The 26,418-nt window shown below is 52.2% G+C and carries 30 protein-coding genes; 11 read left to right on the top strand and 19 right to left on the bottom strand.

Going from position 1 to position 26,418, the window contains the following annotated elements:
• Positions 1-100: 100 nt before the first annotated feature.
• The 4 genes from R70723_RS13425 to psiE form a co-directional block, all read right to left on the bottom strand.
• Positions 101-964, bottom strand: a complete 864-nt coding sequence (locus tag R70723_RS13425; RefSeq protein ID WP_039872744.1) for a carbohydrate ABC transporter permease — start codon at positions 962-964, stop codon at positions 101-103.
• Positions 961-1,914: a carbohydrate ABC transporter permease gene (locus tag R70723_RS13420; RefSeq protein ID WP_039872742.1), complete on the bottom strand. Its 954-nt coding sequence runs from the start codon at positions 1,912-1,914 to the stop codon at positions 961-963. Before R70723_RS13420 ends, R70723_RS13425 begins: the two co-directional genes overlap by 4 nt.
• Positions 1,915-2,027: 113 nt before the next feature.
• Positions 2,028-3,386, bottom strand: coding sequence for an ABC transporter substrate-binding protein (locus R70723_RS13415; RefSeq protein ID WP_039872741.1), 1,359 nt, complete (start codon positions 3,384-3,386; stop codon positions 2,028-2,030).
• A 100-nt stretch (positions 3,387-3,486) separates the two neighbouring features.
• Entirely contained in the window at positions 3,487-3,894 is a 408-nt protein-coding gene (gene psiE / locus R70723_RS13410) for a phosphate-starvation-inducible protein PsiE (protein ID WP_039872737.1), read from the bottom strand.
• 168 nt (positions 3,895-4,062) lie between these two features.
• Between psiE and R70723_RS13400 the strand changes: the two genes are divergently transcribed.
• The 3 genes from R70723_RS13400 (at position 4,063) to R70723_RS13390 (ending at position 5,590) form a co-directional block, all read left to right on the top strand.
• Positions 4,063-4,275, top strand: coding sequence for a hypothetical protein (locus R70723_RS13400; RefSeq protein WP_039872734.1), 213 nt, complete (start codon positions 4,063-4,065; stop codon positions 4,273-4,275).
• A gap of 3 nt (positions 4,276-4,278) precedes the next feature.
• The gene (locus R70723_RS13395; RefSeq protein WP_039872732.1) at positions 4,279-4,584 is read left to right on the top strand and encodes an HNH endonuclease; all 306 of its coding nucleotides are present in this window, start codon (positions 4,279-4,281) and stop codon (positions 4,582-4,584) included.
• Between the two features lie 106 nt (positions 4,585-4,690).
• Positions 4,691-5,590: a manganese catalase family protein gene (locus tag R70723_RS13390; RefSeq protein ID WP_039872731.1), complete on the top strand. Its 900-nt coding sequence runs from the start codon at positions 4,691-4,693 to the stop codon at positions 5,588-5,590.
• Between the two features lie 103 nt (positions 5,591-5,693).
• On the opposite strand, the gene R70723_RS33745 is transcribed toward R70723_RS13390, so the two are convergent.
• The gene (locus R70723_RS33745; RefSeq protein WP_179087991.1) at positions 5,694-5,852 is read right to left on the bottom strand and encodes a hypothetical protein; all 159 of its coding nucleotides are present in this window, start codon (positions 5,850-5,852) and stop codon (positions 5,694-5,696) included.
• Between the two features lie 171 nt (positions 5,853-6,023).
• Positions 6,024-7,022, bottom strand: a complete 999-nt coding sequence (locus R70723_RS13385; protein WP_039872730.1) for an aldo/keto reductase — start codon at positions 7,020-7,022, stop codon at positions 6,024-6,026.
• A 128-nt stretch (positions 7,023-7,150) separates the two neighbouring features.
• On the opposite strand from R70723_RS13385, the gene R70723_RS13380 reads away from it, so the two are divergent.
• Positions 7,151-7,822, top strand: coding sequence for a tetratricopeptide repeat protein (locus R70723_RS13380; protein ID WP_039872729.1), 672 nt, complete (start codon positions 7,151-7,153; stop codon positions 7,820-7,822).
• Between the two features lie 112 nt (positions 7,823-7,934).
• Here the strand turns inward: R70723_RS13380 and R70723_RS13375 are convergent, their stop codons facing one another.
• From R70723_RS13375 to rpiA, 5 genes are all read right to left on the bottom strand, one after another.
• Positions 7,935-11,096: an MMPL family transporter gene (locus R70723_RS13375; protein ID WP_039872727.1), complete on the bottom strand. Its 3,162-nt coding sequence runs from the start codon at positions 11,094-11,096 to the stop codon at positions 7,935-7,937.
• Positions 11,093-11,551 carry a MarR family winged helix-turn-helix transcriptional regulator gene (locus R70723_RS13370; RefSeq protein WP_039872724.1) on the bottom strand — a complete coding sequence of 153 codons (459 nt, stop codon included), beginning with the start codon at positions 11,549-11,551 and terminating at the stop codon, positions 11,093-11,095. The genes R70723_RS13375 and R70723_RS13370 overlap by 4 nt, the downstream gene beginning before the upstream one ends.
• 211 nt (positions 11,552-11,762) lie before the next feature.
• A complete protein-coding gene (locus tag R70723_RS13365; protein WP_039872722.1) occupies positions 11,763-12,203 on the bottom strand; it encodes a GNAT family N-acetyltransferase in 441 nt (146 codons plus the stop codon).
• A gap of 16 nt (positions 12,204-12,219) precedes the next feature.
• Entirely contained in the window at positions 12,220-12,606 is a 387-nt protein-coding gene (locus tag R70723_RS13360; RefSeq protein WP_081957372.1) for a VanZ family protein, read from the bottom strand.
• A gap of 85 nt (positions 12,607-12,691) precedes the next feature.
• Positions 12,692-13,378 (bottom strand): ribose-5-phosphate isomerase RpiA, encoded by a 687-nt coding sequence (rpiA, locus tag R70723_RS13355; protein WP_039872718.1) that lies wholly within the window; start codon positions 13,376-13,378, stop codon positions 12,692-12,694.
• 74 nt (positions 13,379-13,452) lie between these two features.
• Here rpiA and R70723_RS13350 point away from each other — a divergent pair, with 74 nt between their 5' ends.
• Positions 13,453-13,650 (top strand): hypothetical protein, encoded by a 198-nt coding sequence (locus R70723_RS13350; protein WP_039872716.1) that lies wholly within the window; start codon positions 13,453-13,455, stop codon positions 13,648-13,650.
• A 9-nt stretch (positions 13,651-13,659) separates the two neighbouring features.
• Here the strand turns inward: R70723_RS13350 and R70723_RS13345 are convergent, their stop codons facing one another.
• The 3 genes from R70723_RS13345 to R70723_RS13335 are packed head-to-tail and all read right to left on the bottom strand — an operon-like array spanning position 13,660 to position 15,184.
• Positions 13,660-14,136 carry a GNAT family N-acetyltransferase gene (locus tag R70723_RS13345; RefSeq protein WP_039872714.1) on the bottom strand — a complete coding sequence of 159 codons (477 nt, stop codon included), beginning with the start codon at positions 14,134-14,136 and terminating at the stop codon, positions 13,660-13,662.
• 39 nt (positions 14,137-14,175) lie between these two features.
• Entirely contained in the window at positions 14,176-14,730 is a 555-nt protein-coding gene (locus tag R70723_RS13340) for a macro domain-containing protein (protein WP_039872713.1), read from the bottom strand.
• Positions 14,714-15,184 (bottom strand): hypothetical protein, encoded by a 471-nt coding sequence (locus tag R70723_RS13335; protein WP_156123813.1) that lies wholly within the window; start codon positions 15,182-15,184, stop codon positions 14,714-14,716. The genes R70723_RS13340 and R70723_RS13335 overlap by 17 nt, the downstream gene beginning before the upstream one ends.
• Positions 15,185-15,410: 226 nt before the next feature.
• Between R70723_RS13335 and fsa the strand changes: the two genes are divergently transcribed.
• From fsa to R70723_RS13320, 3 genes are all read left to right on the top strand, one after another.
• The gene (gene fsa, locus R70723_RS13330) at positions 15,411-16,064 is read left to right on the top strand and encodes a fructose-6-phosphate aldolase (RefSeq protein ID WP_039872709.1); all 654 of its coding nucleotides are present in this window, start codon (positions 15,411-15,413) and stop codon (positions 16,062-16,064) included.
• Between the two features lie 133 nt (positions 16,065-16,197).
• A complete protein-coding gene (locus R70723_RS13325; protein ID WP_039872708.1) occupies positions 16,198-16,650 on the top strand; it encodes a MarR family winged helix-turn-helix transcriptional regulator in 453 nt (150 codons plus the stop codon).
• A 2-nt stretch (positions 16,651-16,652) separates the two neighbouring features.
• Entirely contained in the window at positions 16,653-17,858 is a 1,206-nt protein-coding gene (locus tag R70723_RS13320) for an MFS transporter (protein ID WP_039872706.1), read from the top strand.
• A 27-nt stretch (positions 17,859-17,885) separates the two neighbouring features.
• On the opposite strand, the gene R70723_RS13315 is transcribed toward R70723_RS13320, so the two are convergent.
• From R70723_RS13315 to R70723_RS13305, 3 genes are all read right to left on the bottom strand, one after another.
• Entirely contained in the window at positions 17,886-19,154 is a 1,269-nt protein-coding gene (locus R70723_RS13315; RefSeq protein WP_039872705.1) for a bacillibactin exporter BcbE, read from the bottom strand.
• A 166-nt stretch (positions 19,155-19,320) separates the two neighbouring features.
• Entirely contained in the window at positions 19,321-21,654 is a 2,334-nt protein-coding gene (gene helD, locus R70723_RS13310; protein WP_039872703.1) for an RNA polymerase recycling motor HelD, read from the bottom strand.
• Positions 21,655-21,702: 48 nt separating this feature from the next.
• A complete protein-coding gene (locus R70723_RS13305) occupies positions 21,703-22,734 on the bottom strand; it encodes an FUSC family protein (protein ID WP_039872702.1) in 1,032 nt (343 codons plus the stop codon).
• A 198-nt stretch (positions 22,735-22,932) separates the two neighbouring features.
• Here R70723_RS13305 and R70723_RS13300 point away from each other — a divergent pair, with 198 nt between their 5' ends.
• Entirely contained in the window at positions 22,933-23,433 is a 501-nt protein-coding gene (locus tag R70723_RS13300; protein WP_039872701.1) for a hypothetical protein, read from the top strand.
• A gap of 64 nt (positions 23,434-23,497) precedes the next feature.
• Here the strand turns inward: R70723_RS13300 and R70723_RS13295 are convergent, their stop codons facing one another.
• Positions 23,498-24,142: a phosphatase PAP2 family protein gene (locus tag R70723_RS13295; protein ID WP_039872700.1), complete on the bottom strand. Its 645-nt coding sequence runs from the start codon at positions 24,140-24,142 to the stop codon at positions 23,498-23,500.
• A 108-nt stretch (positions 24,143-24,250) separates the two neighbouring features.
• Between R70723_RS13295 and hfq the strand changes: the two genes are divergently transcribed.
• Positions 24,251-24,472 (top strand): RNA chaperone Hfq, encoded by a 222-nt coding sequence (hfq, locus tag R70723_RS13290; RefSeq protein ID WP_039872699.1) that lies wholly within the window; start codon positions 24,251-24,253, stop codon positions 24,470-24,472.
• 84 nt (positions 24,473-24,556) lie between these two features.
• Here hfq and R70723_RS13285 read toward each other — a convergent pair whose 3' ends face one another.
• The gene (locus R70723_RS13285; RefSeq protein ID WP_039872698.1) at positions 24,557-25,663 is read right to left on the bottom strand and encodes a lactonase family protein; all 1,107 of its coding nucleotides are present in this window, start codon (positions 25,661-25,663) and stop codon (positions 24,557-24,559) included.
• A gap of 225 nt (positions 25,664-25,888) precedes the next feature.
• Between R70723_RS13285 and R70723_RS13280 the strand changes: the two genes are divergently transcribed.
• A complete protein-coding gene (locus tag R70723_RS13280) occupies positions 25,889-26,224 on the top strand; it encodes a LytTR family transcriptional regulator DNA-binding domain-containing protein (protein ID WP_039872696.1) in 336 nt (111 codons plus the stop codon).
• Positions 26,225-26,418 lie beyond the last annotated feature (194 nt).

The following is a 26,418-nucleotide window of genomic DNA, read 5'->3' as shown; positions in this document are numbered from 1 at the left end:
CAGGACTCAGCCGAAACGGATGCCTCCCTTTCTAATAAAGGGGGCTGCCGTTTCTGCCTCATCTACTATTCTTCACGCAGGTTCCTGTTTCCTGTTTGCTTTAGCTCTTAATTGCACCCGAGGTCAGGCCGGCAATAACCCAGCGGCTGAACAGCAGGAATACAATCAGCAGCGGCAGCGTCGCTGTAAAGGTCGCGGACATGATCATGCCGTAGTCAAGACCGTCACGGGTTGTAAAGAGCTGCTGCAGCGCAATCTGAATCGTGTAATGCTCCTTGTTCTTCAGCACAACCAGCGGCCAGAAGAAGTCATTCCATACCGTCATGAAGTTAAGAATGCCCAGCGTTGCCATTGCAGGCGTAATGACCGGCACGGCGATATTCCAGAAAATCCGGAAATGGCCGCCGCCGTCGATCCGTCCGGCCTCTATCAGCTCGGTCGGCACGGCCGAAGAAATATACTGGCGCATCCAGAAGATGCCGAAGGCGTTGACCATCGCCGGCACAATCAGCGCCTTGTAGCTGTCGATCCAGTGCAGCTTTGCCATAATGACATAGGTCGGCAGTACACCCAGCTGCTGAGGAACAATCAGCGTAGCGATAACGAACACAAACAGTGCATTTTTAAACGGAAATTCATATTTGGCAAAAGCATACCCGGCCAGTGTACAGAAGAACACGACCGACACCGTTACCATGGAGGATACAAACAGTGAGTTGCCGAGCGCCTGGAAGAAATCCGCTTTTTCCAGTACACGCTTAAAATTGATGAAGAACTGGTCACCCACGGTAAGCAGCGGCGGCACATGGAATACAGCCCCTTTATCGTTGGTTCCGACCACAAACATCCAGTAGAACGGGAAGACGGAGACCAGCGCCCCGAGAATGAGCAGGAAATAAAAGCCCAGCTTGCCGAAGAAGCCGAGATCATCCGGTTTTTTTCTGAACATACGCAGTGTACTCATGCTTTTTTGCCTCCAGTCTCTCCGCCTGAACCTCTGGAAATCAGCATATTAAGGATGGAGAACAGAATTGTAACAAGGAACAGCATAACCGCCGTTGCCGCTGCTGTACCAAAGAAGCCGTTGCGGAACGCTTCGCTGTACAAATATGTAACCATGGTAATCCCTTCCTGGCGTGTAGAACCGGTGCCGGCCTGGCCCAGGAATACATATGGCTCTGTGAACAGCTGCAGGGCGCCGATTGTCGACTGCAGGGATACAAAAATAATAAACGGCTTAAGCAGCGGCAATGTAATCGAGAACAGCTGCTGTCTGCGGTTCGCGCCGTCAATACGGGCGGATTCGTACAGGTCCATCGGAATACTCTGCAGACCGGACAGGAAGATAATGGCATTGTAGCCCGTCCAGCGCCACATAACCATCGTGGAAATGGCGATTTTGACACCCCACCAGCCGGAGTTAAAGGCAACACTATCAAGCCCGAGGCCGTTCAGCATCCAGTTGATCATCCCGTTATTGCCGAACAGGGTGCTGAATACGAGCGTTACGGCCACAATGGACGTAATATTCGGCATAAAGTAAAGAATACGGAACGTCTTTTTAAATTTGGTCATTCCCGAATGCAGAAGCACGGCAAGCAGCAGTGCCAGCATAACCTGCGGGACAGTACCCATGAGGCCCATAATGAGCGTGTTGCTGAAGGAGATCCAGAAGGTCGGGTCACTGGTGACCAGATCATAGTTCTTGAAGCCGACGAATTTCATCGGGTTGAGCGCATCCCATTTGAAGAACGATAAATAGAAGGTAAAAAAGATCGGGTATAGTCCGAATATCGAGAACAGAATAAAGAACGGTGAGATAAAGGTATAGGCCGTAATCCGGCTCCGTCTTTGTTCAGTTAAAAAAGGGCGTTTGCTCTCGGCATGCGGACTCGTAATTACGGGTTCTGCCATGTCACACCTCCAGGTTAATTAAGAAAGCTTTATTTCCGAAGAATCCGGACTCCCGGGAGCTGCCTGCTCTCTCAGGAATCCGGATATCCGGTTCATATCATGCTTGGCGCAGTCTAGCTGCGTTCTGCCAGAGTCTTGGCCTGCTTAACAGCCTCATCCCACTCTTTTGCAGGATCCGCTTTCTTCTCGATTACGTTCTTGAGCGCATTCTTGAAGAAGGTATCCGTCTGGTCATGCAGCGGTCCGTAGTATACCGGTTTTACGCGGTTAGCCGCTTTACCGAATTCTACTGCTGTCTGCTGTCCGGCGAAGAAATCATCCTTGAAGTCTACGAATGCAGGATCTTCATACAGTGCAGGAATAGAAGGCATCAGACCTTTGGTTTTGAAGGATTCCAGCTGATTGTCCTTGTTAACCATCCACTGGATGAAATCATAAGCTTCTTTGGAGTGCTTGCCTTCCTTAGGCAGGGTGATGAACGATCCGCCCCAGTTACCGGCGCCTTCAGGCAGCTGTGCGATTTTCCATTTGCCGGCTGAATCCGGCGCATTGCTCTTGATGTTACCAGCCATCCAAGCTGGACCCATTACAACAGCGAACGAACCGTCGCTCATGCCTTGACCCCACTCAGGAGACCACAGCAGATAGTTGCTGATCCATCCCTCCTGGATGCCTTTTACAGTGAAATCATAAGCTTTCTTAACCTGCGGATTAGTGTCGCCGATGAACTTGCCGTCAGCCTTGCTGAAGTAGATTTCATCTGCAGACTGGTCGCGCAGAGCGTTGTAAGTCAGGTCAGTCAAGTCGGAGAAGTATTTACCGGTCTTGTCTTTGTAGGCTTTCGCTACAGAAGCAAATTTGTCCCAGGTATCGATTGCTGCACTGAAGCCTTCAGGATCGCTTGGCAGTCCGGCTGCTTCAACAAGATCCGTGCGGTAGTATACAACAGTCGGCCCGATGTCCGTAGGAAGCCCGAGCTGGAAGCTGCCGTCGATTGAAGAAGCCTGCTTCCATTTCCAGTCCAGATAGTTGGCCTGAATATCTTTGGCGCCGAGGTCGTTCAGATTATAGAATTTGTCCTGGGCACTGATGAAGCGCTCCATGAAACCGATTTCAAGTTGGAAAATATCAGGTGCGCCAGAGCCCGCAGACAGAGCGGTAGTCAGATTGTTGTGGTGGGCAGTCTGGTCACCGGTATTCTGGATTTTAATCGTAACGTTCGGATGCTCCTTGGTATACTCGTTCGCCAGCTCTTCATAGTTGACGTTACCGAGTGTCCAGAAGGAGAGCTCCACTTTTTCTGCCGGTTTTGCGGTTTCTTCTGCAGCAGGTGTATTCGTGCTTTTTGCGTTGTTACCCGCATTTTCTTTGCCGCCGTTATTTCCGGCATTGTCATTGCCTCCGCATGCTGCCAGTGATCCTACGAGCATGATGGACGCAAGTGTCAACGCCAGGTTCTTTGCTTTTTTCATTCCTCTGTACCCCTCTCAAAGGTTTCTCTTACAAGACTTAGTGTACCGTAGGAGAAACCTTTTGCAGAGGAGGCAAACTTCCGATTTATGGTTGAAATACTTACGATTCCCGCTTCATTTGACTGGAATTGGCGATGAAGAGTGTGATCACAAGGACCAGAATGGCCCCTGAATAAACCAGGGTATCCATAGGGCTCTCATGATCAATAATAATCAGGCGGGTGATGGCGGTAATGCCTATATAGATGAAGTAACGAAGCGGGAAATGATATTTCGCCTCAAAATATTTAATAATCAGCGCTATAAATTCAAAGTACATGAAGTAGACCAGAATGCCTTCCAGCAGCTCCAGCTTCGATAAAGCCCCGTCATCATTAATAAAATGAAAAATCTCCAGCGTTTCCTTGCCCAAAAAAACAGTCAGGATCAGCGCCAGCACAATCAGAGAGCAATTCAGGACCCACTGCAGAACCAGCGGTACATATGCAAATTTGTTATCCAGTTTCATTCTGCTTCAGTCCTCTCCAAATATTTGCCATAGTATAAAAGTGATTGCGTTTCCACTGCAAGCCCTGTCCCGGCAGGTGCTCCAGGGATTGGATTTCTCTCCCCCACAAAGTTATACTGGTTGTATTTCATCTTTATATTCACAGCACACAAAAAGGAGAATGTTCCCATGCCCATCAACCGCCCGCTATTTACCGACAGCGATCTGCAGGAAGCCATTGACCGCAAGCTGCCGGTTCGGGTCTTTGAAAATGATCATCTGGTTAATTCGGGGGCAACCGTTGTCCGTTTCACCGATTCAGATGTAATCATCCAGTCGCGGGTCAGCGATTTAACCTATTATTCCCGCCGGACCTGCCAGTTTTTCGAGGTCAGAGGCTAGCTTATGAAGGGACATGCCTCAGACACCTGTGAATTATGCGGACGCTCTCCTCTCGTTACAACGGTCCACCACCTGGTCCCCAAGGAAAAAGGCGGCATTCTGCAGCCGACCGCCCTTCTCTGTAAAGCCTGCCACCGGCAGATTCATGCGCTCTATACCAATGATGATCTCGTGAACCTGGAGCTTACTACGTTGGAGGCCCTGCAGCATGATCCGCAGATTGCTTCCTATCTGAAATGGATAAGCAAGCAGGCTCCGGGCTCAGAGCCCAAGCTCCGCAAATCACAGCGTGTCCGGGGAAAACGTTAGCCCCCATTGAAAACTTGTAATATTATGAGTAGGGTCTGTGCATCAGGAGACACTATAGAGCGAATAGCGGCTGATAGCCGATACCAATCTATAGTGAGGTGCTCTAATGTTCAAGCGTTTTGATGAAATTCTGATCGAAATCCCTCAGGTTGAGCGTCCGGACCCTAATGCTGCTGCTGCGGTGCAGGAGCTCATGGGCGGAAAATTCGGCGAAATGTCCACCCTTAACAATTATTTGTTCCAGTCCTTTAATTTCCGCGCCAAAAAAAAGCTGAAGCCTTTCTATGATCTGGTCACCAGCATTACGGCAGAAGAGCTCGGACATGTGGAGCTGGTTGCACATGCGGTAAACAAGTGCCAGTTCGGCTCCACGGAATACAAAGAGCCCGACCAGACGCCGCTTAATCCGTTCAAGGATATGCGCAATACTTATTTTGCGCTTGCCGGCGCCCAGTCAGCCCTGCCGATAGATTCGATGGGCCGGCCCTGGAGCGGTGAATACGTGTTTAACAGCGGCAACCTGATTCTGGATCTGCTGCACAACTTCTTTCTGGAGTGCGGCGCGAGAGCCCATAAGATGAAGGTGTATGAACTGACCGATCATCCGGCCGCCCGCGAGGTTGTCGGCTATCTGTTAGTACGCGGAGGCGTTCATGTGGTGGCTTATGCGAAAGCACTGGAGATGGCTACCGGCGTAGATGTCAGCAAGCTCGTACCCATTCCTTCCCTTAGCAACAAGGCATTCACAGAAACGCATAAGTATGAGTCTAAAGGACTTCACACCAAGCTGTATACGAACAGTGAGGGTGATTTCACGGCGATTAAGCAAATCTGGAAAGGGCCTCACCCGGAAGACGGACAGCCGCTTGAGGTCGTAGAGGGTTCCCCTAAGGGTCATCCGATAGCCGAGGCTCCTGAGGTTCCGGAAGAATTCGCACCCGGCATTTCCGAGGAGGATTTTCTGGAAATTGCCGCCCGGCTGCAGAAGGCTGCCGGAATACATTAACCTGAGGATACAAAGAAGCCGGATGCTGCACCCTCGGGTCAGCATCCGGCTTCTATTTAAGTTTATAGATTATACTGTAATCATTGCTTCATCATTCTTCAGGTTACCGCTTCTGCTTGCTGTTGTTACTCAGCTTCTCGTTAAGTATGTCCTGAAAGCTCTGCGATTTATCATCTGTTCTGGATGGTTTGGGTTCAGTGACCGGTTGAGGTCTAAAATATTGATGATTGAAAGCCATAAGATTATGTACTGCCATGTTCATAATGGTTCAGCCTCCTTCCGAAATCTGCATCCTTTGCGCGGATGCGAATGAACTTATCCTTATTTACCCTTACGTTTCCAATCCTAAACAGTTAATTTGCACAATTTTGCATTTTTATTTAATAAAAATAGCTTTAAGCCCTGAATCAGGCCTAAAGCTATTTATAGAATGCTATTTCAGTGCCGCCCGGGAAGCCGCATCCAGCTGCTCCAGCTCTTGTCTCTCCAGCCTGAAATTCATCGCTCCAATGTTCTCTCTTGCATGCCGTACCTTGGAGGCTCCGGGAATGGCTACGACTGTCTCACCGTGAAAATGAATCAGCCAGTTCAGCGCGACCTGCCCCAGCGTTGCCGCATACTTGTCGGCAAGAGCCGACAAAAGCTCAATCAGCGGCCTGCTGCGGGCCAGCCCCTTCTCATTCAGCCCGGACTGCATCCGTCTGATCATGGACAGCCGGCTGATCTGATCCGGATCACTATGAAAACGCCCGGTCAGAACGCCCTGCTGCAGCGGGGAGTAGGCAATGATGGAGATGCCCAGCTCCTTGGCGGCAGCCATTGTGCCGTTATTGTCGATGCTGCGGTGCAGCAGATTGTACTTCACCTGGTTCGAGACCAGCCTCAGCCCGTGCTCCTGCAGCAGACGATGTGCCTTAACCATCTGTGCGGCTGAATAATTGCTGACCCCGGCATAACGGATCTTGCCGGCTTTAACCAGCCCGGCCATAGCCTTCATCTCACTAGCGATCGAAGATAAAGAGTAGGGCTGGTGAATCTGATAAACATCAATTTGCCGGCCTCCCAGACAACGAATACGCTCATCGATTGTGGCGGTAATGGAGCTTGCCGTGCGGAGCATCGGCCACCACTTAGTGGCAATCAGCGGATCGGCATGCGGGCTGCCTTCAAGCCTGAGCTGATCCAGCACCGCTGCAAGCGCCTGCTCGGATTTGCCGGCCCCGTATATTTCCGCCGTATCCACCCAGTTCATGCCGCCTTCCAGGCTGACCTTTACTATGTCGAGGATGTCGGAGTTCTCAAGCTTACTCCAGTATTTCCCCACCACTCCGCTGCCCTGGCTGAACTGCCAGCAGCCCAGGCCCAGCGGTGATACGTACAGCTCTGATTGTCCCAGCGGACGAAGTCCGGCTGCGGTTGTAACTGTACTCATCTCTCACCCTTCCCTTCAATGAAAATTAGAGTTAGTATAACTGAATAATATGGTATAATTACCCTGCTCTGCATGTTCCAAGTTACTGTGAACGCTAACCGGAGTTACAACTTTATCGGAGGGACTTCATGTTAAAATTCGTGGGCTTTTTATTTCTCGCACAATTTCTGGGCAATCCGTTTCTGGCCCTGATTGTACTGCTCCTGATCCTGTATTTCCTGGACCGACGGTATGTCGGCATCCTGCCAAGCCTAGGGAAGCCCTTCCGCCGGAGCCGCCAGATGTCCAAACTGCGGACGACCATCAGCCTGAATCCGAACGATGTGTCCGCCAAGTTCGAGCTGGCCCGCCTTCTGATTGAACGCAAGCGGTACAGTAATGCCAAAGAGCTGCTGCTGCAGATTTCCGACCGTTATGAGCAATCCGCCGAATACTGGGTGGAGCTGGGATACGCGAACCTGAAGCTGGGAATGCTGCCGGAAGGTGAAGCCCAGATGCTGCAGGGGCTGGAGCTTAACCGCAGGGCTCAATACGGCCAGCCGTTTCTCCGTCTGGCAGAGATATTCCGCAATGTAGACCAGGACAAGGCGCTGCGTTATGTGACGGAATTTCAGGAGATTCAGACTTCCTCCAGCGAGGCCTATTATCTGGCCGGCTCCATGTACAAGGCGCTTGGCCGAAATGATGAGGCCAAACGGGCTTTTGAGGAATCCATTGCCATTTACCGCTCCCTGCCAAAGTATAAGAAGCGTCAGGAACGCGGCTGGGCGCTGCGCAGTTATTTTGCAAAGCTGCGCTAGTCTGCGTCTGTACATAGCTTTGAGTATTAAAGAACCTCTGTGTATGACTGGGCTGCCAGTGATGCACAGAGGTTCTTTTGTCTAATCTGGCAGCGGCTTATCTGCTTACCTGCTACATCGGCAGATCATGCTTCGCTGGCTCACCGCTCTCCTTGACACCGAACGGCCACCAGTTCGCCCGGCCGAACATCCGGACCATTACCGGCACAAAGAACGGCAGGAACACCAGTGCATATAGCGCCAGACCTGATAACACAACGGTAGCAATCTGCATCATAGACAGAACCCCTGACGGATACATAGAGGCAAAGGTTCCCCCCAGGATTACCACCGCTGACAGGATTACTGTCCCCATGTTGCGCATGGCATGCAGTATCGCTTCACGCACATCCCAGGTTTTGTTCTCATTGAAACGGGCCATCAGGAAGATGCTGTAGTCGACACCAAGGGCAATCAGCATGACAAAGCTGAAGAACGGCGTTGTCCAGGTGATGCCGGAATAATCCAGCAGGTTAACAAAAATCGCCTCAGTGATGCCTAGCGCTGTAATATAAGTAACCAGCAATGAACCGATCAGATACAGCGGCATAATCACCGAGCGCAGCAGCAGAACCAGAATGATGAAGATTCCCGCCAGCATCAGCACAACCGTCCGGGTATAGTCCTCATTGGATATAGCCTGCAAATCGCTGTAGGTGCTGGTGACACCGCTGATTGCCGTTTCGGCATTCTCCAGCTTGGTCCCCTTTACTGCCCGTTCAACGGCTGCCTGAATATCGGGGATGCTGTCAATCGCCTCTGCGCTGTAGGGGTTCCCGGCAAATACAATATCGAGTGTCATCACCTTGCGGTCATCAGACAGATACGTATTAAATACCTGCTGCATCGCCTCCGCCTCCAGCGCTTCCCCGGGTACAAAGAAGCCGCTGAGCTCATCATCACCTGTGTTCTGAATCTGCTGCAAATAATCCTGGGCAGAGTTCAGGCCTGCGGTAATCTGCTGCAAGCCCTCGGCACTGTCACTGAGCCCGCTGGTCAGTTCACCAATCTGCCCGGTCAGCTGCCCGAAGCCTTCAGCCAGCTGCTGCTGGCCGCCCTGCAGCTGATCAAGCCCGCCGGAGATTGCCGGTATCTTGCCGGTAATCAGCTCCTGGCCGTCCGCTGCCTGATTCAGACCGGCCTGCAACTGTCCGATACCGGCAACCAGCCGCTCCAGGCCTTGAGCCAGGGCAGTCTGGCCTGCGGCTGCTTGGACGTAGCCGTTGTTGGCCTCATCCAGGCCTGCTGCAGCCTCGCCCAGCCGGCCCGAGATCTGGCCAAGGCCTGCCGCAAGCTGGACAGCCCCAGAGCCGGTCTGGCTTACAGTGCCTTTAACAGTCTGATAATTGGCATCCTGCAGCAGCTCTGGATGGCTGCTCTCAAGCAGGGTAAAGGATGCATCCAGTCCGGTAAGCGCAGCCGCCACACCTTCCAGCTGAGCCTGCAGCCCGTCAAGCCCGCCGCCAAGCGCCGTCAAGCCGGTGCCCACCTGCTTGTAGCCTGCCAGCAGTGCCTCGTTAGCAGCAGCAAGCTGCTGTGCACTGGCCGCTGCCCGGGCCAGGCCGTCCTTGATCTCTCCGGCTCCGGCAGCGCCGTTCCTGATTCCGTTCTCAACCTGGGACAAGCCCTCTCCCAGTGCTGCAATGCCCTGTTTAAGCTCAGCAGTGCCTTCTGTCAGCTTCTCGCTGCCGGCAGCTGCTTCCTGAAGCTTCGGTGCATTTGCGCTAAGCTGCTTGCTCGCTTCAGCAAGTCCCGACTGAATCTGGCCCAATCCGTCATTGCTCTGATTAAGGCCGTCTGACAGGGCCGCTACCTGGACAGGAATCAGAAAATCATTAATTTGCTCCCCGGTTGGCCGTGACAGGCTGCGTACCGCTTTGACCCCATCCACCTTTTCCAGTTCCCGGCTGATTTTTTCGGCCAGCCCCATATATTCCGGGCTGTCCATCCGGTCATCATTTTTAATTACAATTTTGCCCGGCATGGATTCACCGGGACCAAAGCTTTCGGAAATAATGTTGAAGCCTTTAACTGAAGCATAATCGGCACCTATTTCATCCATGCTGTTAAAGGAAAGCTTGCCGTCATAAGTGAGCAGAAACGGGGCAACAACAGCAGCCACAATTAACAGGGCCGCCCACGGTCTCTTCAGGGAGAACGAGCCTGCCGCCCCCCAGATCCGGCTCTCACTATGCTCCAGCCTGCCGCGTGACGGCCAGAACAGCTTTTGCCCCAATACCGCCATGAAGAACGGAACTACCGTAACCAGCGCAAGCAGCATGACCGCGATGCCTACAGCCACCGCTACAGCCGAACGGTACAGCATAAATTTCGACAGCCCGATGGCTACAAAGCCGACAAACACGGCAAGCCCGGAATAAAATACCGTTCCTCCAGCCTTGCGGTATGTAGAGATAATGGCGCTTTTCGTATCTTCAGCAGACGCCAGCTCCTCTTTGAAACGGCTGATCAGCAGAATACAGTAATCCGTCCCGATTCCGAACATAACCGCCACCATAAAGATTTGCGTAAAGGTCGATAACGGAAAATCAAACCGGTCCACCAGGAAGGACACCACTGACTGGGATACAATATAGCTGAGTCCCACGGTCAGCAGCGGCACAAGCGGCGCTACGAATGAGCGGAATACTACGAACAGGATGAGCAGGATAAAGACTACGGTAATATACTCCGACTTTTTGAGTCCTGCTTCCGAGCTGGCAATCGTATCCTCGGTAATCAGCCCTTCACTGGTCAGATAATGTTCTGCCGTTACGTTTCCGAGCAGCTCATCCACTTTATCAGGAAGTGCCTTGACCGCCTCATCCCCGCCTTTTACCAGCAGGGCAGCCATAATCGTCTTGTCGTCTTTGGCAATCAGTGTGTCAGCGAGCTCCGGCTGTGTGAACGGCTCGGTTATCGAATCGAGCTTCAAGGCTTCCTTCTCGGCATTCAGCCTTTCTACACCCTGCCTGATGCTCTCTGTATCTCCGGCACTAAGCCCGCCCGGCTTATTGAACACCAGCGCCACCTGATGGAGCGTCTCGCCCCCCTTGGCAGCGGCAGCCTCCTTCATAATCTCCGCCGCGCGTGATGAGGTGTATCCTCCAGGGACGGAAATCTGGCCCTTTTCACGGACAAGATCAGACATTGAAGGTGCTGTTAGAAATAATACAACCGCAGCAGCAAGCCAAAGGGCAATGATGGCCCATCTGGCCTTCAGAATGGTCTTCACTCGTTGCTCCCTCCTGTTCCTGGATCCTGCATAATAAAAGCGAGCTTCTCAAACAACGTAATAAATTTCTCAATATCCTCTTCCTCGAAGTGGAACAAATACGGGGAAATTACATCCTGCACCTGCTTCTCCGCCAGCTGATACACCTCTTCCCCCTGCTCCGTAAGGGATAAATACACCAGACGCCGGTCATTCTCATCACGGGTCCGTTCAATCATCCCTGCCTCGTCAAGCCGGTTAATGATAGCGGTGATAGAGCTTTTGCCTACACTTACAGCCTCAGCAAGATACGTGGCGGTGCACAGCTTTTGGGCTTTGATCAGCCTCAGAATCAGAAACTGGTCATTCGTCACTCCTTCAGGAATCCGCTCCTTAATCCGTGCGCTGATCTGCCTCGTTACGATGAGGTAGGCATCCACATACCGGTTAATCCACTGCTGCGCCTCTTCATTCAACGTATTAGCCTCCTTTTCCTGGGACAATAGTTCGCGTGTCGAACTGTTTCATAGTAAAACTATATGATTGGCGAATATAAATGTCAACTGTTTTAAACGGTTAAGCAAGATGAACAGGATTGCTACGCCAATTACGCGTTACAGCAGCAAAAAAGCTACCCGCAAGCAGCGGATAGCTTCACATTTTAATCCGGAAGCAGCGACGGGCCCGTTACTCGTCCTCCTCTGTTTCCTCAACCTCATAAACGCAGCGGAACATTTCGATGCCTGCCGGGTTCTCACCCAGACTATATACCATGAAGCCCAGGGCACGGTAAAAGTCTGCGGCTATTTCGTCCTCTGTCTCTGCAAGCACATAGCGCGGCTGGCGCTCGGACAGCAGCTCCAGGATCATTCCCCGGGCGTAGCCCTTGCCCCTGTTCTCAGGCAGGACCGCAATGTGGCGGATCTCAAGCGATCCGTCCTCTGTTACCTCAAAGCCGGTGAGCCCGAGCAGCAGCCCCTCTTCTTCCCAGCCGTAGAGCTGCAGGCCAGGCAGCTTCCTGTACTCGGCTGAAGCACGCCATAGCGCATCCGGTTCGTCAATAACAGCATAGGCCAGCAGCTCATCTACTTCAGGTGTTCCGATGCGCTGCTTCAGATCTGTAAACATAATACTTCCTCCATTTTCATTTGAATCTGTAAAGAATGAACAAGCCGGCCCACACACCCATAAGGTTCAGCAGCAGATCATCAACATCAAAGCTGCCCACCCGCAGCAGCATCTGCAGAGTTTCCAGCAAAAGGATGGAAGGAACCGCCCACAGCGTTAACGTAAATACATTCCGGAGCCTGGCCTGAACGAGCGGAATGAATACACCGAAAGGGATGAATACAATGACATTCCCCGCCAGATTTATCAGTCTGCCGGTGAAAGACACTCCGTTATCCAAATCGAAATACAGCTTCACTGTACGCAGCGGCTCCAGATTATATTGCAGCGCCCCTTCTGTACGTACGGTCCGGCCAAATCCGAGAAACATCCAGTATAACACAGCGGCGCTATAAATAAACAACAGTACCCCGGCTAAAAAACGCAACCCCGGTCGGAGCTGCGCCCTGCGGGAGGGACGCCGGACGGCGCGGGTCCTGCTCCGCTTATCAGATATGAGTCTCACCCTCGATAATCTCGATGCTGCCGTCCTGCTTGCCGATAATCGCCATGCTGGCAATTCCTATGAACAAGCCGTGATCAACGACTCCTGAAATGCCCTGCAGGCGTTCTGCCAGCTCAGGTGCTGAAGCAATAGCCTCAAAATGGCAATCGGCAATGTAATTCCCGTTGTCCGTCCGGTACAGCTCCTCTCCGCTGCGGCGCAGCTCAGGCCTGCAGCCCAGCTTCTCAAGCTTGGCCACTGTCCATTCCCAGGCAAAGGGCACAATCTCAACAGGCAGCGGGAATTTGCCAAGCGTCTTTACCGCTTTGCTCTCATCGGCAACAACAATCATCCGCGTGCTGCCCATGGCAACAATCTTCTCGCGCAGCAGGGCTCCGCCGCCGCCTTTAATCAGCTGCAGGCTTCCGTCCAGTTCATCTGCACCGTCAATGGTCAGGTCCAGGCTGTCAATATCACCGAAGGCTGCCAGAGGAATACCGAGCTCGCGCGCCTGATCCTCGGAGGCCTGTGAAGTGGCAACAGCAATAATGCGCAGGCCTTCCTTGACACGCTCACCCAGCTTGCGGATTGCCCAATAGGCGGTTGAGCCTGTCCCCAGACCCACCTTCATTCCGTCCTGTACGTACTCCACGGCTTTCTCTGCAGCCAGCTGCTTAACATTGACACTCATTTTAATACCCCCATGTTATCCGTTATAATGGTCTAACAACATTTTAAACTATATATTCTCCGGGAGGACACACGATGAGAACCGCAAACCAGATCCAATCCAAACTCAATGAGCTGACAATCCAGCGTAGGTCTCTAGAGACCCGGCTGGCTCCTCTGCCGCAGGACAGTCCCCAGCGGGCCGGCTTAAACGCCCAGCTTACCAGGCTCGAGGATATGATTCTGATGCTTGAATGGGTACTGGACGCGCCAACCGGCAAATACCATGCTTGAATATTGCCGTCAGGTCAGGATTTTACCGTAACAGACGCTGTCCGGGTCACCTATGTATTGGCCGAACAGCTCAATTTGCCGGTAGCCGTGCTTCACATAAAGCGCAATGGCTTCCGGCTGCTTGATGCCGGTCTCCAGTTTAATCTCCAGGCAGCCTGCGGCTGCAGCCTTCTCTTCCAGATCCAGCAGCATTTTGCCGGCTATCCCCATCTTGCGGCTGCCCGGCTCCACATAAAAGCGCTTCAGCTCCATCTCACTGTTATCCGGCAGAAGCGGACGCAATCCGCCGCAGCCCACCGGCTTGCCGCCCTGGTATGCAACAACAAAGGTCATCTCCTTCACCTTCGGATCGCTGAAATCCACCACATAAATCATCTCATGGGGATAGCGGGCCTTCAAATCCTCATCCAGCTCTTCAATCAGCTCCCGCAGATCCGGGTTATCCGGCTGGACAGTAACAAATTTCAGTTCAGGTACAGACTGCATCTCTAACACTTCCTCCGTTTCATCCGGTAACCGGTCTCTTTATATGTAAGCCCTTAATGTCTCCTCATAAAGCTGCGCATTATCCTGCTCAAAGCAGATGAACGAGATTGAGTCCAGCGGCAGCTTGTGCGGATCAGCGCTCTGCACATAGTTTATGACGGCAGCAAGAGCAGTCTCACAGGCTTGTCTTCTGGGAAAGCTGTAAACGCCGGTGCTGATGTTCGGAAAAGCAATGCTGCGTGCTCCGCGGGCGCAGGCCAGGTCAAGGCTGCTGGTGTAGCATTTAGCCAGCGTTGCCGCCTCTCCTGCCGCTCCGCCCTTCCAGATCGGACCGACGGTATGTATGACACCCAGATAAGGCAGTCTGCCGGCAGTAGTAAGTGCAGCCTCCCCCGGCATCACGCCGCCCTGCTTCTGGCGGATAACCGCACATTCCGCTGCGATCTGCGGTCCGCCTGCGCGGTGAATCGCCCCGTCCACGCCACCGCCTCCGTATAAGCCGGAATTGGAGGCATTTACGATAAGATCGCCCTTCCAGGCGGTAATATCTCCTGTGCTGACCGAAATAAGCACATGATTAATGCGGATTTGCATAACCGGCTTCCTCCTTCGCCGTGGCTTCCAGATTCTTAATCAGCTCTTTTTCACCCTTACGGGCTGCCTTTCCGGGGAAAGAAGCATAGCCGGACAGCACGCCCTGGATGGACGCGCCGCGGATCCGGGTAACCATCCATTGCATCGCATCGTCTAAGGTCATTTCTCCGGTTCCGGCCGGCACACGGCAAAGAGCACTGGTCGTTCCGCTTTCTCCCTTGTTAAGCTGCTCCCCGGGGCTTGAGAGTACAGTATACTGAAACAAAGGCACAGCCTCCGGCCTTTCCTCATCCTCTTGGAACTGCTCAAGAAATACAGAATACATTAGTTTTCCGGTCGGGGCCGCAGCACTCTCAGCCTCCTGCTGTTTGATCAGCCTGCTGTTCTGTAAGGCAATCAGCCCGGCGGCAAGCAACAGGAACAGGACGGCGCCGGCAATAGCCGAGATCATCATGCTCACCTGCCATTCGTGTTCTTTTAAACAACAACGTTACTATATTATCACGGGAGGTTCATGCCGGGAATGGCCCTAAGGGGGGGAATTCGCGAATTTCGCCGCTTTTCAAAAAAGTTAATTTGAAATATTCATATTAACAGTTGAATCTTCCGGCAGCATGATACATAATGAGGTTGTACATGCTGTTTGTCAATTCATAAGATATCAAGGAGGAATAGCTTCAATGAAATTTTTCTTGGATACCGGAAATATTGAAGAAATCAAACGGATTACCAGACTCGGATTAGTGGATGGCGTGACGACCAACCCGTCGCTTATTGCCAAGGAAGGCAGACTGTTCAAAGAGGTTATCAAAGAAATTGTTGAGATTGTACCCGGACCTGTAAGCGCTGAGGTAATCGGCCTGACAACCGAAGAAATGCTGAGCGAGGCACTGGAAATTGCGGAATGGGCGCCGAATGTCGTTATTAAGCTTCCGATGACCGAAGACGGGCTTGCTGCCTGCTACGAGCTGACCAAGCGCGGCATCAAAACAAACGTAACCCTTATATTCTCCGCGGCACAAGGCCTGATGGCCGCCAAAGCCGGCGCTACTTATATCAGTCCTTTCGTAGGCCGCCTCGATGATATCGGTGTGGACGGCATGAAGCTGATTAAGGATCTTAAGACGATCCTGACCAATTACGGTCTGACCTCTGAGATCATTGCCGCGAGCATCCGCAACATCGCGCATGTTGAAGAAGCGGCGATTGCCGGTGCGCATATTGCAACTATTCCGGGCTCCCTGCTCCCGTCACTGTGGAAGCATCCGCTGACCGACAACGGAATTGAGCGTTTTCTTAAAGACTGGGAGACCGTTCCGCAGGAAGCAAAATAACGGATTCTGCTCATAAACACAGCACCTCCCTTTAAAGGGGGGTGCTTTTTTACTGCGTTCTCCGGTTATTGACTTCATTACTTGTCATGATTATAATTGTCATAACAACTATTTATTGAAAGGGAGAATTTCTATGTCCGGTTCATCCCCCCGGCAATTTCTGGGCTTCCTGCTCGGCTCCACCTACCGGAGAATCTCAACCGCCTTTGCCCGTGCCCTCAAGCCTTATGATATTACTCCAGAGCAATGGTCTGTTCTGCTAATGATTGTGGACCGCAGCGGGATCAACCAGAAGGAGGTTGCGGCTGCAGCAGCCAAAGACCAGCCGACAACCGCAAGAATTGTAGAGCTGCTGCTCAAAAAAGGCTTTATTACCAAATCGCTGAACCAGAGTGACCGCCGCGCTTTCCTGCTGTATCCTACCGAGCAGGGCAAGCAGCTGATTGAGGATACGGTTGCCCTTGAACGGCAGGTCATCAGCACAGCCGTGACCGGACTGTCGGACGGTGAGCTTGAGGAGCTCCGCGGCATGCTGGAGCATATCTATCACAACACAGCAAATACACACCAGGAACAGGAGTCTTAATATTGGATAAACCTCTCGAACGCTTATGGACCAAATCATTTGTTACCCTTACCCTATGCAATCTGCTGCTGTTTACCGGACTGCAGATGACGTTATCAACCCTGCCGGTCTATGCCCAAGGCAGTCTTGCTGCCTCCTCCTTACAAATCAGCCTGGTTACCAGCCTGTTTGCTTTAAGCGCAATCGCCTCCCGGCTGTTTGCCGCCAAAGCAATGGAAAAGGGCGGGCGCAATCTGCTGATCTTCCTCGGCGTCGCAGTTTGCCTTGCTGCTGTGGCCGGTTATTACTGGTCCGGCACCATCACCCTCCTGCTATTGATGCGCATGCTGTTCGGTATCGGCTTCGGTATGGCCAGTACAGCCTTTCCTACCCTTGCATCTGATGTCATTCCCATCCGCCGGATGGGTGAGGGCATGGGCTATTTCGGCTTGTCCACCAGTCTGGCCATGTCCGCAGGCCCGCTAATTGGACTTAGCCTGCTGCAGGGTCCCGGCTTCGGCTACCTTCTGCTGGCTACCGGAGCGGCATTCATCATCATTCTTCCTCTGGGCTACAGGCTAACCAAGAGACTGCCGGCCAATCACATTGAGCCTGCAATGGAGGCTATACCTGGCCCTGAAGGCAACGCGCTGCGCAAGCTGCTCATTCCCAGCCTGCTTAATCTGCTGCTGTCCATTTCTTACGGCGGACTGCTTGGCTTCCTCGCGTTATACGGACAGGAGAAGCATCTGGAGCACATCGCCTACTTCTTCCTGTTCAATGCCGTGGCCATTGTCATTATCCGCCCGTTATCGGGAAAGATTTATGACCGCTTCGGTCCCCCGGCCCTGCTGATTCCCGGCAGCCTGTTCATTATCGGAGGACTGCTGCTGCTCTCCTTCGCTTCATCAACCGCTGCACTGTTCCCCGCAGCAATCTGCTATGGCATCGGGTTCGGCTCCATGCAGCCTGCGCTGCAGACGTGGATGATCCAGTCTGTTGATCCGCGGCAGCGCGGGATGGCTAACGGGATGTTCCTGAACTCCCTTGATTTCGGAGTCGCCATCGGGACGATGATTCTCGGCTCAGTGGCCCTATACAACTCGTATGCGGTAATGTACCGCTACTCTGCTTTGGCACCCTTGCTTCTGGTTGTCCTGTACACAGCCATATTTATTGTTCAGCACCGCCGCAAGAGAGCCAGCAGCACGTCCAAGACAGGTCATTAAAGGCCCATTTACTTCAGTGCTCGTATGTTAACGTGCCCTTTGCGGCATGCTGCGCGGCAGCTTAAATTGTTTTTTCTCACTCTGTCCGCTGCCGCCCTTTTTCTTTTCACCCGGCTTTACAGCGAGCAGTATAAGCACTCCGCCTGCCGCACTGACAGCCGCCATTGTGCCAAACAGCAGCCATGGCCCCCTTGACATCAGCAGCGAAACGACCGGCGGCCCCAGAGCCACACCGATGAACCGCATGCTGCTGTACAGGGAGGTGATGGTACCGCGGTTTTTCTGGTCAATTCCTTCTGTAATCAGCGCATCCATACAAGGCAGTGCTATGCCGATACCGATTCCCCCTGCACTCAGCAGCCCTACCAGCCAGTAAATCCCTGAGCCGAAGGCTGTAATAACCATAGCCGCAGTCACCAGGAACATTCCCCCGCAGCCGATCCATTTCATCCGCGGCTTATTCTGGCCGATAATTTTACCGCTTCCGTAAGAGGCAAGACACAAAAGGGCTAGCGGAATAGCCAGCACAAGACCTTTCATAACCCCATGGATGTTATATTTGCCCTCAAGCGTTTCCGATAAATAAAAAAGCACGCCAAAAGTTACGAACATGCAAATCCCGCCGATGGCAAAAATAGCATAAAGCCAGCGGCCGTGTTCCCGCAGGATTGCAACAATGCCTGACATAAAATCCTTAAGGCCCTGCGTATCCCTCTCCCGCTCCGGCTCTTTAACCAGAAACAGTACAAGCAAAAAAGAAATAATACATAAAACCGGAATGGAAATAAACGGTGCATACCACAGCAGCAGCCCCAGATAGGCACCGAGGATCGGGCTGAGCACCTTGCCGAAGGTATTGGAGGTTTCAATCAGGCCGAGACCTTTGCTCACCTGCTTTTCATCCTTGAACAAATCCCCTACAAACGGCAGTACAATGGGAAAAGCCCCTGCCGCACCGATTCCCTGCAGCACACGTCCTCCCAGAATAATCCAGTAGGCGGTAATCCCCTTTGTAAGCCAGGCAGCAGCGATACATACCGCTCCGCCTGCAGCAGCAATGATCAGGCTCGGCATAATAATTTTCTTGCGCCCGAACCGGTCAGAAAGATAGCCCGCAACCGGAATCATCAGAATCGCCATCAGGCCGTAAAGCGTGATCAGCAGACTTACCTGAAAAGAACTGATATGCAGCTCACGTGATATTTGCGGCAGCACCGGAATGAGCATGGAATTGCCTAATGTCATAATCAGGGGGATGGAGGCCAGCGCCGCAAGATCCCATTTTTTGTCCTTCATGGATTGACCACCTTTGCTGTCGTTGACAATCCTGATTAGTGTGGTTGGTTGCGTGCTGATGTATTCATATAAAAAAGACCCAAGCCTCTTTTGGAAAAAGATGACTTGGGCCGTACACTCACACTCTACTGATACAACGGAGCTCAACCCCAGAATCAGGTCTTAATTATTGCTGCCCCTCAGGACTTGGCAAAAACGTGCTGGGCTTGCCCAGGCTGTAAATATGCAGCAGGTGCATCGCTCTCGTGCAGGCTGTATAGAACAGCTTGCGTTCATTTTCCCTGCCGTATTTCTGGTCAGAGCCGTCATAGATAATCACGGCATCGAATTCTACCCCTTTAGCCAGATAAGCAGGCAGCACCAGCGTCCCTTTCTGGAAATTCGGGGTTTCCTTCGTTACCAGCCGCACCGGAAGGCTGCTTTGCAGCTTAGCGTGCACCTCGGCGCTCTCGCCGGCGGTTTTGCAGATAACCGCCACATAATGATAGCCTGCTGCATGCAGACTCAGCACATCCTGCTCAACTGCGGTGAGCAGCTCGGATTCACTGTGAACTACCGTCAGCGATGGTGCCTCCCCTCGGCGGTTAAAGGGAATGATCCGCTCTCCGCCGGGAATCATGGCCCGGGTGAATTCCACAATTTCGTAAGTCGAGCGGTAGCTTCTGGTCAGAGAGATCACCTCTGTGTTCTCCTCGCCATAGACACTGACCAGGCTGGACAGATCACCCAGCACCTCACCCTGGGCATAGATGGCCTGATTGAGGTCGCCGAGCACAGTCATTTTGGCCCGCGGAAACAGGCGGCGCATAAATTCCAGCTGGAACGGCGAGTAGTCCTGAACCTCGTCCACAATGACATGACGGATCAGCGTGTTTGTCCGGAAGCCCTGGCTCAGCTCCTTCAAATAGAGGAACGGCGTGGCATCTTCATAGGCCAGCTCCCCTGAGGCAATGGAATCCAGTGTAAGCCGGCAAATCTGCGTCCAGCTGTCCGGTAAGCCTGCACCTGCATTCATGTCCTTCATCAGGCCACGGTCCGAAAACAGCCGGCTGTACAGGCCTTTGACGTCGACAAACCGGCCGCGTTTGGTCCAGCCGCGCAGCGGCTTCAGCTTCTGGCTGACAATGTAGCGTGCCAGCATGCTTTTCTCCGTATCAAAATCATCGAAGCTCTCATTGTGCCCCCCGCCCTTACGCCGGGTCATCTGATATGCACGCTGATAATCACTCGTGTCAAGCAGCTCCATCTGTTCTTCCACCCATGAAGCGCCGCGTTCCTCCACACTGAAGGCAGCAATTTGCTTCAGCAGCCAGCCGGTCATCAGGTCAATCCGGTTCGCAAGCTTGATAGCCGGATCGTAGGAATAGAACTGCCGCTGCATCTCATCCTTGCTGACGATGGCTTTTCCCTGGAACATGAGCGGCTTGAACAGCATGCCCTCATGCTCAAGCAGATTGACATACCGCCGGATGGCATCCAGAAAGGCAACAGACGATTTATAGCCGATTCCTTCACGGCGTACAGCTGCTGCAGGATGATCCGGCGCAGCCAGCAGGCTTTCTGTCTGGCTGAACACATCCTCCAGCTGGAATTCCTGGCCGAGTCTGTGCTCAAGGTACATCTGGAAGGTGGTCTGCTGCATATTTTCTTCGCCGAGCTCAGGCAGTACCGTTGAAACATAGCTGTTGAACAGCGGGTTCGGCGAGAACAGCAGCATCTGGTCGGCATGCAGCACCTGGCGGTATTTATAGAGCAGATAGGCTACTCGCTGAAGTGCCGCAGAGGTTTTACCGCTGCCCGCTGCGCCCTGGACCACAAGCATACGGCTGCGGTCATTGCGGATTACCGCATTCTGCTCCTTCTGGATCGTCGCCACAATGCTTTTCATCCGGTCATCTGCACTATGGCTGAGCACCTGCTGCAGCAGCTCATCACCGATTGTCATTCCGGTATCAAACATCACCTCAATCATACCGCTATCGATCACGAACTGGCGCTTAAGCTCCATCGTTCCGCTAACCAGGCCTCCGGGGGTTTCGTAAGCGGCCGGTCCCGGCGCACCATCGTAGTACAGGCTGGAAATGGGAGCACGCCAGTCGTAAATCAGGAAAGTGCCGTCATCCTCCATCAGTGAGCCGATCCCCAGATAGATCTTCTCTGCCTCACCACCCGGCTGCTCCGAGAAATCAATCCGGCCGAAATAAGGTGAACTCACTAGCTTTCTGTATTTTTTAAGCGCTTTGCTTGACTGCAGATGATGGCGCTCGCGTTCATTCAGGATTTGAGCCTGCTGTCTGAGGCTGGTAGAAGTCTCCCCCAGATCGTCCGGGCTGCTAAAGTTAACTGTAACCTCTTCCCAGAATTCCTTGCGCATATCGACAACATCGGTACGGTGCAGGCCCAGCTCCTCAGACAGCCGCCGGATATGGGCGGTAAGCAGTCTGGTTATCCCCGTTACCCTTTTCTGTTCCTCTTGCCATTCATGATCTTGCTTTTCCACTATATTTCATCCCCTTTTAAAAGGCTGCCCTTCAATTCTGTCTCTGTCCTATTCCTTCTCATCATCTTTTGCCCGGTTAATCTGGTCAGCCAGCCGGTCAAGCCGGTCAAGCTGGTAACCATAATCATAGATTGCGGCCGCTACTACTGACAAGCGCAGCTGCCCGGCTTTTTCCGGATTGTAGCCTTGAATGGCGGCCTCCAGAAAGCTGTCATTATCCTCGGAGAGCGGCTCTGAGTCGTTGGCTCCAGGCTTCAGCTTGTCTTCGAACTTGAGCAGAATATATTCATGATATTTGATCAGCTGCTCCAGATGCCGGTCAAACAGCTCGTCGGTCCTCTCCGTCCGTTCTGCCTGGAAATAATGCCTGTCGATCGCCTCCAGCACCTCAAAGCCCTTTTGCAGCGTCTGAAGCAGGTTCTTATAGACGACCATTTGCCGGGTCTGGCTGTATTTTGCCCTGCGCAGCTGCTTCTGCTCCTCCTCAAACAGGCTATATTTATCGGCAAGCGCCTTGATTGAGCCGCCCAGCGCATTTTTTTCATCCCGGAACACGCTTTCCTTCATTTCGTGGGATACCGCCGTCCGCAGCAGCAGTGAGAGGCTGGTAAAGACACTCTCAATCTGCTGGATGTACTGCTTGCGGGGCTTAGGCGGAAATACGCTGATATTAATGATAAAGGCCGAGACAATTCCGGTCAGGGTAAGCAGGAAGCGGGTCAGCGCGAACTCCCACTGTCCGGACGCCTCCATCACCGAGATAACGGTAACCAGAGTCAGGCCGATCGTATCGGCCCGGTTCATTTTCATACTGATCATTATAACCAGAATACACACAAGCCCGACTGCAATCGGCTCATTGGACAGGAGCATCCCCCCGAGCAGCGCAAGGACAGCTCCCATCGTACTGGTCTGGATCTGGTCCAGGAAATACCGCCATGAACGGTAAATGGACGGCTGCATGGCAAAGATTGCTGCTATCGCCGCACCGACAGGAGAAGAAAACTGCAGCAGTGCGGACAAATAAAGGGACAATGTAACTGCCATGCCTGTTTTTAATATGCGGGCGCCAAAAGCCAAATCCATCCCTCCTAAAGTTTTGTATATCCGTTATGTATATCCTTTTTATGTTAAGCCAATCTCTATAAGGGTACAGATGTAATTACCCATGATGCAGCACGGCGAATTTCTGGAGCGGCCTGTGCCGGCTTTTATCCTGCATTCAGCGTACCGGTAATACTGTATAGGCAGTAACATTTCATATGAAGAGGTGATATCTTGAGCAAGAAAATAGTTACAATCACAGCATTTGCAGCTGCTGTCATGCTCTGTCTGGCTCCCGTTGCCGCCAATGCCCGGAGTATTACAGGAAGCACGCCTGCACCATCAGCAGACAGCAGCGTTTCCGGGACCAAACAGCCGGCGCGCCAGCATCACGGCAAGGGATTTCGTACAGGCGGACATTTCATCCTGAGTGAAACGGCAACCCTTCTGGATATGGACCGCAAGGAGCTGATGGACAGTCTGCGCAGCGGCAAAACCCTCTACAGTCTGGCCAAGGAAAAAAAGGGCTGGAGTGAGGATGAATATATCGGAAAGCTGAGTGAAGCCGCCAGCCTCAAACTGGACAAATCCCTCAAGGAGGGACAGCTTACCAGAGATGAGGTCAAGAAGCTGAAGGCCGGTCTGCCGGCGCTGCTGAAGCTGAGCATCTCCGCTTCAGCGGATGCGCATGCAGGCAAAACGCCCGGCAAGCCGCATATTCCTGACCACCGGTAAGCCAGGATACGGACACCTCGGCCTTTAAAAAGGCTGCAGGTGTCCGTATTATTTCATACAAGCTCTATATTCCGCGCCGGGAATTGCGGTATGCTTCAAAGCAGGCTACAGACAGCATCAGCCAGGCTCCGCTGGCCGCATATCCTCCAATTACATCACTGGGATAATGCACTCCCAGATAAATCCGGCTCCAGCCGATGCCCGCAGTCATAAATACAGTGAAAATAATCAGCGCTAACCGTTCTCTGTTCCGCCGCATATGTCGCCACAGCAGATAGGCGATAACCCCGTACAGGGAAAAGGCTGCCATGGAATGCCCGCTCGGAAAGCTGTAGCCTGCCTGCTCGATCAGGCGGTGAATATCCGGCCGTTCCCGCTGAAACCACAGCTTGAGCGAAATATTGATCAGCTGGGAGCCGAGGCCCACCCAGAGGAACAGAAGCAGCTCCAGCCGGTGCTTAAGCACAACAAAGAGCAGCGTTATTGTAACAAGAGAAATTACAACAGCCAGCTTGAAGGAGCCGACCAGTGACAGGCTTTTTGCCAAAGAGGTCAAACCGGGCGACTCCGCTGATTGTACGGCATGGATAATGGAATTGTCAAAATAAGCTGTTTTATTCAATGTCACAAGCAGGGCAATGACGATAAACATTACAGCAAACCATAATGAGAACCGGAACCCTCTGGACCATTCTCGGTAATGAAGCATAACTGACCCCTTATCTGATACGTATTCTGTAAACCCGTTGCCTGAGAACCGCTCTCCCGTGATATAATGAACCGGAAAACAATTCATTAAAGATGGAGTGCTGCCAAAGTGGAAAGTCTAAAGCTTCAGGAACGTCTGTTGAATCAATGCATCTCTACAAAGGTGCCCGTGACTATTTTTACGACGAACGGAGTCAAGATGCAGGGACTCGTTACCTCTTATGATGCTTATACGATCACCCTGACAGGACAGGGCGACGGCAAACAGAATGTGTTGTTTAAATCTGCAGTCTCCACCGTTGTTCCGCTTAAGCCTGTCTCACTCAAGTAAGTATTCTCCGCAATTTAAAAGGAACACCGGAGCCAGCCCTTCCGGTGTTCCTTTTTTGTCAGTCAGTTACAGACATTGCCTGGCTCAGGCCGGAAATACCGCCGGCTTCACGCAGACAGGCTTGGAGGCCTCTGCTTCATTACCGGTAAAGCTCAGGCGTCCGGTTGCAGTATCCAGTGAGAACACGACCAGGTTGTTGCCGTCGCGGTTTGCTACAATCAGATACTCACCATCCGGTGTCAGCGCGAAATGCCGCGGATGGCCTCCCCGTGTAGACACGTGCTCTACTACTGTAAGCTCAGCAGTCTCAGCATTTACCGCATAAACAACGATGCTGTCATGACCGCGGTTGGAGCCGTACAGAAACCGTCCGTCTTTCGAGAAGGCGATTTCGGCGCAGCCGTTATTTGTATAAGAATAATCATCTGGCAGCGTCGGTACAGTAACAGCTGTCTTCAGAGTGCCTGACTCACTGTCGTACAGGAAAGAGGTAACCGTGCTGTTCAGCTCATTAATGACATAGGCGGACTTGCCGTTAGGATGGAATACAAAATGACGGGGTCCTGCTCCCGGTTCAACTCTGACTTCACCCTGAGCTTCAAGTGTACCGGCATCCTTGTTGATACGGTAGGTACGGATGAGATCCAGGCCGAGATCGGAGACAAACAGGAACCGCTCGTCCGGACTGAAAACAGCCGAATGCGGATGCGGCTTCTCCTGGCCGGCTACCGCCCCTTTTCCGGTATGTACAGCAGTATCTGTCAGGCGCACCGGCGTTCCGTCCGCATCTACACTCAGCAGGCCCACCAGGCCGCCATGATAGCTGCACACAACGATAACTTCGCTCGCCGCATCCCTGTTAATATGGCAGGTTGTCGTCTGTCCTGCTTCTGAAGCAGGCATCGTGGCAATCCGGCCCAGCTCGGTAAGCTTGCCGGTCTGCGGGTCAATGGCCAGCGTTACAACCTCGCCTTCTTTTACCCCTTCAGCGTTAAGCTTCTCACCTATTGCATACAGCCGCTGCTTGGCAGTATCCACATTTACAAAGGTAGGATTGGCGATACCCTGCACACTGTCCAGCAGCTTTAGCGTACCTCCAGCCTCTCCGTTAAATTCATACACCTGTACCCCGTTATCCGCTGCACTCGCATAGGAGCCGGTAAACAGCAATAATCTGGAATTTTCTTTCATCTCGGTTTTCCTCCTCCATAAGTCCATCCGGTATTTTATATACAAGCTGGCTCTCGTCCAAACAACAGCCATCTTTATAATTTACAATTTTTCAGCGTCTATGACAAATGCAACGGAAAAAATGACAAAAAACATTTCAAAAATAAGACTTCTCAAAAAAAAAAGAATGTGCTATAATGAAAGCGCTAACACGCGTCGTTAAAATTGTATAAAGGGGGAACACGAATGAGCAGCCTGCTGGAAGCCAGAAATGTATATGAGGACTTCGAGGTGGAAACAGACATTCTGTTCTTTAAGGTCGGGGACCATGATCTGGTCATTTTTCACGGCAGAAACTATAATATTAAAAAGAGAATGTCTGCCGAGCAACTGAACCGTTTGTTATCGAATTCTAGCTACTATCATGTTTACGGTAGCTGCTACGTGAATCTGAATAAGATCAGCGCTATTGAAGACGACTGCATCTATTTCGGAGAAAAGGGCCTCTACGCCAAAAACGTCCGTGTTCCCAGACGGAAACAGGAAAGCATACGCCATCTGCTGAAAGGGCTTACTTCTTGAGAGCGTGAATCGTTTGAGAGTATAAGAATGCAGAAACGGGTTGTCTTTATGCGTTCTTATCACTTCCTGCTTATAAGCCGGAGGCGTACGGGAATCCCGTGTGCTTCCGGTTTTTTCCTTTATCTTAATGGAATCTTAAAAAGCTTTTATGCTTTTTTATACTTTCTTAAGGTTTGGAATCCTGATTTCTGGTA

Source organism: Paenibacillus sp. FSL R7-0273 (assembly GCF_000758625.1).
Taxonomy (GTDB): Bacteria; Bacillota; Bacilli; order Paenibacillales; family Paenibacillaceae; genus Paenibacillus_AQ.
Note: the sequence above shows the minus strand (reverse complement) of the source record. Positions and strands in the feature narration are given on the sequence as shown.

Coding starts and splice junctions, on each gene's coding strand:
- R70723_RS13425 (WP_039872744.1), bottom strand. CDS start 964: ATGAGTACACTGCGTATGTTCAGAAAAAAACCGGATGATCTCGGCTTC.
- R70723_RS13420 (WP_039872742.1), bottom strand. CDS start 1,914: ATGGCAGAACCCGTAATTACGAGTCCGCATGCCGAGAGCAAACGCCCT.
- R70723_RS13415 (WP_039872741.1), bottom strand. CDS start 3,386: ATGAAAAAAGCAAAGAACCTGGCGTTGACACTTGCGTCCATCATGCTC.
- psiE (WP_039872737.1), bottom strand. CDS start 3,894: ATGAAACTGGATAACAAATTTGCATATGTACCGCTGGTTCTGCAGTGG.
- R70723_RS13400 (WP_039872734.1), top strand. CDS start 4,063: ATGCCCATCAACCGCCCGCTATTTACCGACAGCGATCTGCAGGAAGCC.
- R70723_RS13395 (WP_039872732.1), top strand. CDS start 4,279: ATGAAGGGACATGCCTCAGACACCTGTGAATTATGCGGACGCTCTCCT.
- R70723_RS13390 (WP_039872731.1), top strand. CDS start 4,691: ATGTTCAAGCGTTTTGATGAAATTCTGATCGAAATCCCTCAGGTTGAG.
- R70723_RS33745 (WP_179087991.1), bottom strand. CDS start 5,852: ATGAACATGGCAGTACATAATCTTATGGCTTTCAATCATCAATATTTT.
- R70723_RS13385 (WP_039872730.1), bottom strand. CDS start 7,022: ATGAGTACAGTTACAACCGCAGCCGGACTTCGTCCGCTGGGACAATCA.
- R70723_RS13380 (WP_039872729.1), top strand. CDS start 7,151: ATGTTAAAATTCGTGGGCTTTTTATTTCTCGCACAATTTCTGGGCAAT.
- R70723_RS13365 (WP_039872722.1), bottom strand. CDS start 12,203: ATGTTTACAGATCTGAAGCAGCGCATCGGAACACCTGAAGTAGATGAG.
- rpiA (WP_039872718.1), bottom strand. CDS start 13,378: ATGAGTGTCAATGTTAAGCAGCTGGCTGCAGAGAAAGCCGTGGAGTAC.
- R70723_RS13350 (WP_039872716.1), top strand. CDS start 13,453: ATGAGAACCGCAAACCAGATCCAATCCAAACTCAATGAGCTGACAATC.
- R70723_RS13345 (WP_039872714.1), bottom strand. CDS start 14,136: ATGCAGTCTGTACCTGAACTGAAATTTGTTACTGTCCAGCCGGATAAC.
- R70723_RS13340 (WP_039872713.1), bottom strand. CDS start 14,730: ATGCAAATCCGCATTAATCATGTGCTTATTTCGGTCAGCACAGGAGAT.
- R70723_RS13335 (WP_156123813.1), bottom strand. CDS start 15,184: ATGATGATCTCGGCTATTGCCGGCGCCGTCCTGTTCCTGTTGCTTGCC.
- fsa (WP_039872709.1), top strand. CDS start 15,411: ATGAAATTTTTCTTGGATACCGGAAATATTGAAGAAATCAAACGGATT.
- R70723_RS13325 (WP_039872708.1), top strand. CDS start 16,198: ATGTCCGGTTCATCCCCCCGGCAATTTCTGGGCTTCCTGCTCGGCTCC.
- R70723_RS13315 (WP_039872705.1), bottom strand. CDS start 19,154: ATGAAGGACAAAAAATGGGATCTTGCGGCGCTGGCCTCCATCCCCCTG.
- R70723_RS13295 (WP_039872700.1), bottom strand. CDS start 24,142: ATGCTTCATTACCGAGAATGGTCCAGAGGGTTCCGGTTCTCATTATGG.
- R70723_RS13285 (WP_039872698.1), bottom strand. CDS start 25,663: ATGAAAGAAAATTCCAGATTATTGCTGTTTACCGGCTCCTATGCGAGT.
- R70723_RS13280 (WP_039872696.1), top strand. CDS start 25,889: ATGAGCAGCCTGCTGGAAGCCAGAAATGTATATGAGGACTTCGAGGTG.